The sequence below is a fragment of the Thermoanaerobaculia bacterium genome, from assembly GCA_035717485.1.
Classification (GTDB): Bacteria; Acidobacteriota; Thermoanaerobaculia; order UBA5066; family DATFVB01; genus DATFVB01.
In genome coordinates this window covers 1-7,595 of sequence record DASTIQ010000158.1, presented here as the reverse complement: position 1 = coordinate 7,595, position 7,595 = coordinate 1, and the positions used below count along the sequence as shown (strand labels likewise).

The 7,595-nt window shown below is 67.8% G+C and carries 4 protein-coding genes and 1 tRNA gene; 3 read left to right on the top strand and 2 right to left on the bottom strand.

Annotated elements, in window-relative coordinates; genetic code table 11:
* From VFS34_08415 to VFS34_08405, 3 genes are all read left to right on the top strand, one after another.
* The coding region (locus tag VFS34_08415; GenBank protein ID HET9794471.1) for a hypothetical protein at nt 1-1,012 on the top strand (1,012 nt) is incomplete at its 5' end.
* Complete coding sequence (locus VFS34_08410) at nt 1,009-3,732, top strand: protein kinase (protein HET9794470.1); 2,724 nt, start codon at nt 1,009-1,011, stop codon at nt 3,730-3,732. The genes VFS34_08415 and VFS34_08410, both read left to right, overlap by 4 nt.
* A gap of 141 nt (nt 3,733-3,873) precedes the next feature.
* Nucleotides 3,874-5,526: a L,D-transpeptidase family protein gene (locus VFS34_08405; GenBank protein HET9794469.1), complete on the top strand. Its 1,653-nt coding sequence runs from the start codon at nt 3,874-3,876 to the stop codon at nt 5,524-5,526.
* 21 nt (nt 5,527-5,547) lie between these two features.
* On the opposite strand, the gene VFS34_08400 is transcribed toward VFS34_08405, so the two are convergent.
* Entirely contained in the window at nt 5,548-6,237 is a 690-nt protein-coding gene (locus VFS34_08400; GenBank protein ID HET9794468.1) for a DUF4386 domain-containing protein, read from the bottom strand.
* Nucleotides 6,238-6,730: 493 nt separating this feature from the next.
* Nucleotides 6,731-6,807 (bottom strand) — tRNA-Arg (locus VFS34_08395).
* Nucleotides 6,808-7,595: the final 788 nt, after the last annotated feature.

Here is a 7,595-nt window from a genome sequence, read left to right as displayed (position 1 = left end):
CCTGCGCGTCACGGGCGAACCGTCTCCCGTCGTCGAGGACGTCCAGTACTTCCCCCAGACCCAGTCCGCCCTCTTTTCCGTGTCCGAGAACCGCGAGCTCGTCTACCAGCCGCGCGCCGCCTCGGGAGTCTCGCAGCTGGTCTGGTTCGATCGAAGCGGCCGGACGATCGGCACGCTCGGAACGCCCGCCAACCAGGCGAATCCGCGGATCTCGCCCGACGGAAAACGCGTCGCGCTCGACGTCACCGATCCGCAGTCGGGGAACACGGACATCTGGATCTACGAGTCCGCGGGCGGCGTTCCGACTCGGTTCACTTCCGATCCGGCGCTGGAATCGGCCCCCATCTGGTCTCCGGATGGAAAGCGCGTCGTCTTCCAGTCTCTGCGCCGGAGCCATCCCGATCTCTACGAGAAAGCCTCGGACGGTTCCGGAAGCGAGGAACCGCTCTTCGTCTCGGACAGGACCAAGTATCCGAGCGACTGGTCTCCCGACGGACGGAATCTTCTTTTCCGCGCGATCGACGCGACGACGAATTTCGAGCTCTGGGTCCTTCCGGCCGGGAAGCAGAGCCCGGTTCCGTATCTCCGGTCCTCCTTCGGCGTGAGCCACGGCCAGTTTTCGCCCGACGGACGCTGGGTCGCGTACGCATCCAACGAGTCGGGAAAATGGGAGATCTACGTCGCGCCGTTCCCGGGACCCGGCGGCGACTGGAAGGTCTCGAGCGCCGGCGGCGCCGAGCCGAGATGGCGAAGAGATGGGAAGGAGATCTTCTACCTCGCTCCCGACGGGAAGATGATGGCCGTTCCGGTCGTCGTCGCGCCTTCGTTCGAGGCGGGGACGGCGGCGCCCTTGTTCCAGACCCGCCGCCGCGAGCGCATTTCGGCCACGGACCTGTTCAGCTACGACGTCTCCGCGGACGGTCAGCGATTCCTCGTCAACACGGACGTCGGAGAGGTCGCCTCCTCGCCTCTGAATCTCGTTCTCCACTGGACGGCGGAGACGAAGCGATGACGCTCGCCGCCGGCGTCAGGCTCGGGCCGTACGAAATCATCTCGTCTCTCGGCGCGGGGGGCATGGGCGAGGTCTATCGCGCGCGGGACAAGCGGCTCGGGCGCGAGGTCGCGATCAAAGTGCTGCCCGCGGAATTCGCCGCCGATCCCGAACGCCTCGCCCGGTTCGAGCGCGAAGCGCGCGCCGCATCGTCGATTTCCGATCCGCACATCGTGACGGTCTTCGACGTCGGGACTCACGAGGGAATCAGCTTCCTCGCGGCCGAGCTCGTCGAGGGAACGAACCTGCGGGGATTCGAGGACCGCCACCCGTCGCGGCGAAACGCGCTCGACGTCGCCGCGCAGATCGCCGAAGGGCTCGCGGCCGCGCACGAAAAGGGCATCGTCCATCGGGATCTGAAACCGGAAAACATCCTCGTCACCCGCGCCGGTCTGGCCAAGATCGCCGACTTCGGCCTGGCACGGCTCGACGAGAGCCAGGGGGACGGCGACTCCCAGATGATCACCGCCGACGGAGGGCGAACGGCGACGGGAATGGTCATGGGGACCGTCGCCTACATGTCTCCCGAGCAGGCGAGCGGCGAGCGCGTCGACTTCCGCTCCGACCAGTTCTCCTTCGGGATCGTGCTCTTCGAGCTGCTCACCGGCGCGCATCCGTTCCACCGCGCGACGACGCCCGAGACGCTGGCGGCGATCATCCGCGACGAGCCCGCCGGCGAAGGCTCGGGCGCCCCCCTTCCGCCGGCGGTCCGGAGGATCGTCTCCCGATGTCTCGAGAAGAACCCGGACGCCCGCTACGGATCGACGCGCGATCTCGCGCGCGACCTGCGGGACCTCGCAGCGATGCCGTCGGGAACAACCGCGGCGGCGCCGGCCGCGGCCGGCGCGCCGCGACGGCCGGGTGCGTGGCCGTTCGTGCTCGTCGGCGCCGCCGCGCTTCTCGCCGGAGCGGCGCTGGCGACGTGGCTCCGCCGGCCCGCACCCGTCGAACCGATCCGGATCCACGCGCTGACGTATTCGGGCGCCGACAGCGAGCCCGCCGCCTCCCCGGACGGCAAGCTCATCGCGTTCACGTCGTGGCGGGACGGGACGCCGCGCATCTGGATCAAGCAGCTCGTCGGCGGCGGCGAGGCGCCTCTCACGTCGGGACCGGACGGATCCGCGCGCTTCTCCCCGGACGGATCGAGCCTCCTCTTCGTGCGGGATCTCGGAACGAAACAGACCGTCTATCGCGTCGGGCTCGTCGGCGGCGAGCCCCGGCCGATCGTGGAAGACGCCGCGGCCGCCGACTGGTCTCCCGACGGCCGCCGGATCGTCTTCCTCCGCGGCATCGCCGGAGGGACGGACCACGCCCGTATCGGCATCTTCGATCTCGAAAGCGGACGCGAGAAGATCCTCGCCGACGAGGGCAACCGGGTCATCCACTCCCCTCGCTGGTCTCCCGACGGCCGGCGGATCGCCTACGGAAGCGGGGGCTACTCCGGATTCGACTGGCAGATCCGGGAGGTGGACCCGGCGAGCGGTCGGGTCGCCGATGTCTGTCCGCAATCGCCCGGATATCAGATCGGCGGCCTCAGCTGGTCGGGCGGGAGCGGTCCGCTCTTTTTCGTCCAGTCTCCGAACGTCATGGGAGACGTGGCGGGCTCGGGGTCGCGCGTGATCCGCTGCGATCCCGGCTCGGGCTCGAGACGGACGCTGTTCTGGAGCGATGGCCTGCTCTGGACGACTTCCTCGGTTTCCGAGGTCACGCTGACGGATATCGTGGCCCCCGGGAGGCTGATGTTCAGCCAGCGCCTCCGGAGACAGAATCTCCGCGAGGTCAAGCTCGGCGTCACGGCCGGAGCTTCGGCAGAGCGACTGCTCGCGGAGGGCAGCGCGATCGACCGCCAGCCCGTCTACTCGCCGGACGGAAAGCTGATCCTCTTTTCCTCGAATCGCGGCGGCAATCTCGACCTCTGGACCATCGACCGCGCGACCGGCGCGATCCGGCAGGTGACCGACGATCCGGCGCAGGACTGGGACCCGGCGTGGACGCCGGACGGCAGGCACATCGTCTGGGGGAGCGAGCGGAGCACGGGTCACCTCGAGGTCTGGATCGCCAACGCAGACGGGAGCGGCGCCCGCCAGGTGACGCACGACGGCGTTTCCGCCCAGAATCCGACGGCCACCCCCGACGGGAAGTGGATCGTCTACTGGAGCGGTAATCCCGCGAAGCTCGGCGTCTGGAAGGCTCATCCCGACGGATCCGGCCAATCCCTGATCGAGAGCGGCAATGACGCCCAGACGGAACTGTCGCCGGACGGGCACGACGTCCTGTGGGTCGAGCAGGACCGACTCGACCTGCGCAACATCATCCATTTCATCGACGTGGAATCGGGAAAGGACGTCCCGTTCACGATCGAGGTCCGCTACACGATCGGCGCGCCCGCGATCATCTGGGGACGCGCGCGGTGGTCCCACGACGGAAAGAAGGTCTACTTCGTCGGCGAGAACGAAAAGGGCCTCTCGGGAATCTACGTGCAGGACTTCGCCCCGGGACGGGATACGGCTTCGACGCGAAGGCCGGTCGCCGGCTTCTCGCGGGAATACGTGAGCGAATCGTTCGGCCTTTCGCCGGACGATGAGTTCCTGACGCTCTCGGCCGCCCAGAACTCCTCGGCCGTCATGGTCGCCGAGGGCGTGCCCGGCGCGAAGCCCCCGCTCCGCGGCAAGACGCGCTGACCGTCGTCCGAGACGGGACGAGCTCGACTCGAAGGAAACCGGGAGCCCCGCGCAACGTCGTTCCGCGCCAACCGGCCTCGTCGCTCACGGAGAAGCAGGCACATCAGGCGCATCCTCCGGATCGAGAGGATGATGACCCTGATGATCGAGACTCGCCGGAGACGGCTGGCTTGGGCCGCGGCTCTTCTCCTCGCCGCATTCGCGCGCCCCGGCATGGGGCAACCCGCCGATATCCGGAGTCTGATCGCCGCCGGGACCCTGGACGGCATGCGATGGCCGGACTTCGCCGACTGTCGGACGGGGCTCCAGGAGCTCTACGAATCGACCGGGTACGCGCCGGTCTGGATGGAGGGGACGCAGCCGCGACCGCAGTCCCTCTCGATGATCCGGCTCTTCGGCGACGCCGAGGAGAAGGGACTCGACCCGGAAGACTACGACGCTTCCCGGTGGGCGGAGAGGATCCGCTCGCTGCAGGGGTCGCCGGACGGCGCGGCCGCGGCGCGCTTCGACGTGGCGCTCACCGTTTGCGCCATGCGCTATGTCTCCGCCCTGCAGATCGGACGGATCAATCCCGGGCACTTCGAGTTCGGGCTGACGGTGAACGACCGGGAATACGATCTGGCCCGGTTCCTGCGCGACCGAGTCCTGACCGCCCCGAAGGTGCAGGACGTCCTGGACGAGGTCGAATCTCCGCTGGGAGGCTATCGCCATACCGGGCGGGCGCTCGCGCGTTATCTCGAGCTCGCGCGCGCCGACGACGGGGAAAAGCTTCCGGTCGTCAGCCGGCCCGTCGATCCGGGTCAGGACTACGCGGGCGTGCCGCGCCTGGTCCGATTCCTGAGGCTCGTGGGCGATCTGCCGGCGGATGCCGCCGTTCCGGAGGACTCTCGAGTCTACGGCGGGCCGGTGGTGGAGGCGGTCAAGCGCTTCCAGCGCCGGCACGGGCTGGAGGATGACGGCCGGCTCGGCCGCGCCACCCTCGACCAGCTCAACGTCCCGCTCCAGGACCGGGTCCGCCAGCTCGAGCTCGCGATGGAGCGCTGGCGGTGGCTCGCCTTCGAGATCTGCTCGCCGCTGATCGTCGTGAACATTCCCGACTTCCAGCTTCGCGCCCTGGACGAAGACCTCGACGTCGCCCTCGAGATGCGCGTCGTGGTGGGGAAAGCGATGCGGACGCAGACGCCGGTCTTCGCCGCCGAGATGACGCACGTCGTCCTGCGCCCCTACTGGAACGTTCCTCTCGGAATCCTCCGCCGGGAAATCCTTCCCGACATCCGGCGCGATCGCCGGTACGTCGCCCGCAAGAAGTACGAGATCACGACGCCGGACGGCAAGGTGGCCGCGTCCGGCAGCGTCTCGGACGATGCCCTGGCGCGATTGCGGACCGGAAAGCTCATGCTGCGGCAGAAGCCGGGCTCGGCCAATTCGCTGGGCCGGGTCAAGCTGATGTTTCCGAACGAGTACGACGTCTATCTCCACGACACGCCCGCCCGGGAGCTGTTTTCCCGGTCCCGCCGCGATTTCAGCCACGGCTGCATTCGCGTCGAGAAGGCCGCCGAGCTCGCCGCCTGGGTGCTGCGCGAGAATCCCGGCTGGACGCTCGAACGGGTACGGCAGGCCATGCAGAGCGGAAAGGACGACGTCACGGTCAGGCTGGCGAAGCCGGTCCCCGTCTTCATCGTGTACGCGACGGCCGCCGCCGACGAAAGCGGCGACGTTCGTTTCTACGACGACGTCTACGGTCACGATGCCGAGCTGGCGGCCGCTCTCGCTCAGGGTTATCCGTACCCGTGATCCAAAGGAGGGGAGAGGCCTTCAGTCGACCAGCGGCCGGTCCCTCGCTCCCATGATCAGCATCCAGAGCGGCGTCACCAGCTCCAGGGGCCGCAGCTTCCCGGCGATCTTACCGACGGCGTGGCCGTAGGCCGGCAGGAGGAGCCACGTCACGGCTTCCGCGAAATAGGCGAGCGCGGCGACGAACAGGAGCAGACCCAGGAAGCGCGGCAGGAACCCCGATCTCCAGATCAGGACCCCCAGCGGGAACAGCCACAACCCCATGAAGATTTCCGTGACGAGCATGCCATCGCTGAAGGAGTCGAGCGACATCATCATCTGCGCGTTCCGCTGCGCCTCGCCGAAGGCCGACGCGGGGGAGGCGCCGTCGAGGAGGTTGAGGACGGCGAGACGATGAACTTCGGCGGCGAACGCGAGAGGGATCTGGACCACGAGAAGGATCACCATCAGCGCGGCCAGGTTCCTGTCCACGCCTTTCAACAGGCGGTAGAGCGCCAGGGCCACGAGGATGAAAGCGGCCTGAGCGAGGAGGTCGGCCACGATGCCGGCTCGAAACAGCGTCTCGGAGGCGAGGATTTTCCGGGCCGTGGCGGCGGCATCGCCGCGCACGATCAGAACCGACGGGACGTACAGCAGGCCGAAAATCCCCGGAATGGAGATCAGTACGTAGAGGATGCCGATCGTTCGGGCGAGCTTCCTGGTCGAGTTCATGTCGGTTTCTCACCGTTCGCGCGGGTCGGAGGCGTCCGTCGACCGCGGCCCGGGATTCAGTACGGGCTTTTCACGAGTTTGTTTTGCGAGTGACGCCTGCCGTCTACGAACATGTCGGATGACAAGCAGCAGGATGGCTCGACAAGGCAATCGAGTACGGCGACCCCGGCTTCGGCGACATCGTCACGGAGAACCTGTTCGACAGGATCCACAGGGACACGCGCTGGCTGCCGTTCCTGCGCTGATCGGCAAGGCGCCGGAGCAGCTGGCGAAGATCGAGTTCAAGGTAACGCTGCCGAAGTAGCGAGCCGATAAACTCGTCAACGTTTCGGGTGGCGACGACGGAATCACCGCCGCTCCGAGACGCTCTCTCGGCAGCAGCATTGACCGTTAGATCTACCGCTGCAAAACCCGTTTGGCCCGGCTTTCGCCCCCGGATTCGTCCCGCGAGGTTTTTCAAGAACGTACAAGCCACTCGATCAAAAGGGGAAGTTGGCCTGCCCGGGCGGATTCGAACCGCCGACCTACGGCTTAGAAGGCCGTTGCTCTATCCAGCTGAGCTACGGGCAGACGGATGAATTGTAACGAGAACGCGGGCGGCGCCTCGCGGGACGAAATTCCCCCGCTCAGCGCGAAAGCTGCGCCATCCCGTCCGAATGAAGAAGAGGAACCGACGCCCATCCGGCAGGAACGCGGCCACAGATGCGCGACTTCGCCGGCTTTTCGATCGACCGTCGTCACGGGGGAAGGGCGCCCGCCGGAGGCGGAAGCCCTTCCCCCGTGATTCCGCTCCCAGTAGAAAGGCACGACGACGAGCGCGCCCGCCGCGCCCCACGAAAGGCCGAACGTCGTCCCCGCAGGGCAGACGAGCTCGGGAGCTCCGCCGGCGACGTCGATTCGGTGGATCTGGCGCGCGGCGGGGAACGCGAGCGACCGGCTGTCGGGCGACCAGGCGAGACTCAATCCGCCGCCGGAGCTCGCGATGTCGTTCGTTCCCCCGAGAACGTGAGCTTCGACGGAATCGAGCGGCCGGATCCAGCCTGCTGAACTCAGGAAGAGTCGGGCCAGTCGGCGACTCCGTCGCCGCCGGACCCGGGAGCGTAGAATCCCGGGGATCGCCCTGTCCGAAACGAATCTCTTTCCGCGCGCCGGCGGGCCGGCGCCGGTTCGAGGAGGAGGACACCCCGTGAAACGCCGAGCCCCGATCCTGCTGGGAGTTCTCGCCGCCCTGCTTCCGGCGCCGTTCCGCGCCGCGGAGGTCCGCCCGATCGCGATCCGCGCCGCGCGCCTGCTGGACGTCCGTCGAGGCGTGATCGTTCCGGATCCCGTGGTCGTCGTCGAAGGAGACCGGATCCGAT

What these genes read in the sequence shown, in the direction of transcription:
- VFS34_08410 (HET9794470.1), top strand. Translation starts at nt 1,009, where the DNA reads ATGACGCTCGCCGCCGGCGTCAGGCTCGGGCCGTACGAAATCATCTCG.
- VFS34_08405 (HET9794469.1), top strand. Translation starts at nt 3,874, where the DNA reads ATGATCGAGACTCGCCGGAGACGGCTGGCTTGGGCCGCGGCTCTTCTC.
- VFS34_08400 (HET9794468.1), bottom strand. Translation starts at nt 6,237, where the DNA reads ATGAACTCGACCAGGAAGCTCGCCCGAACGATCGGCATCCTCTACGTA.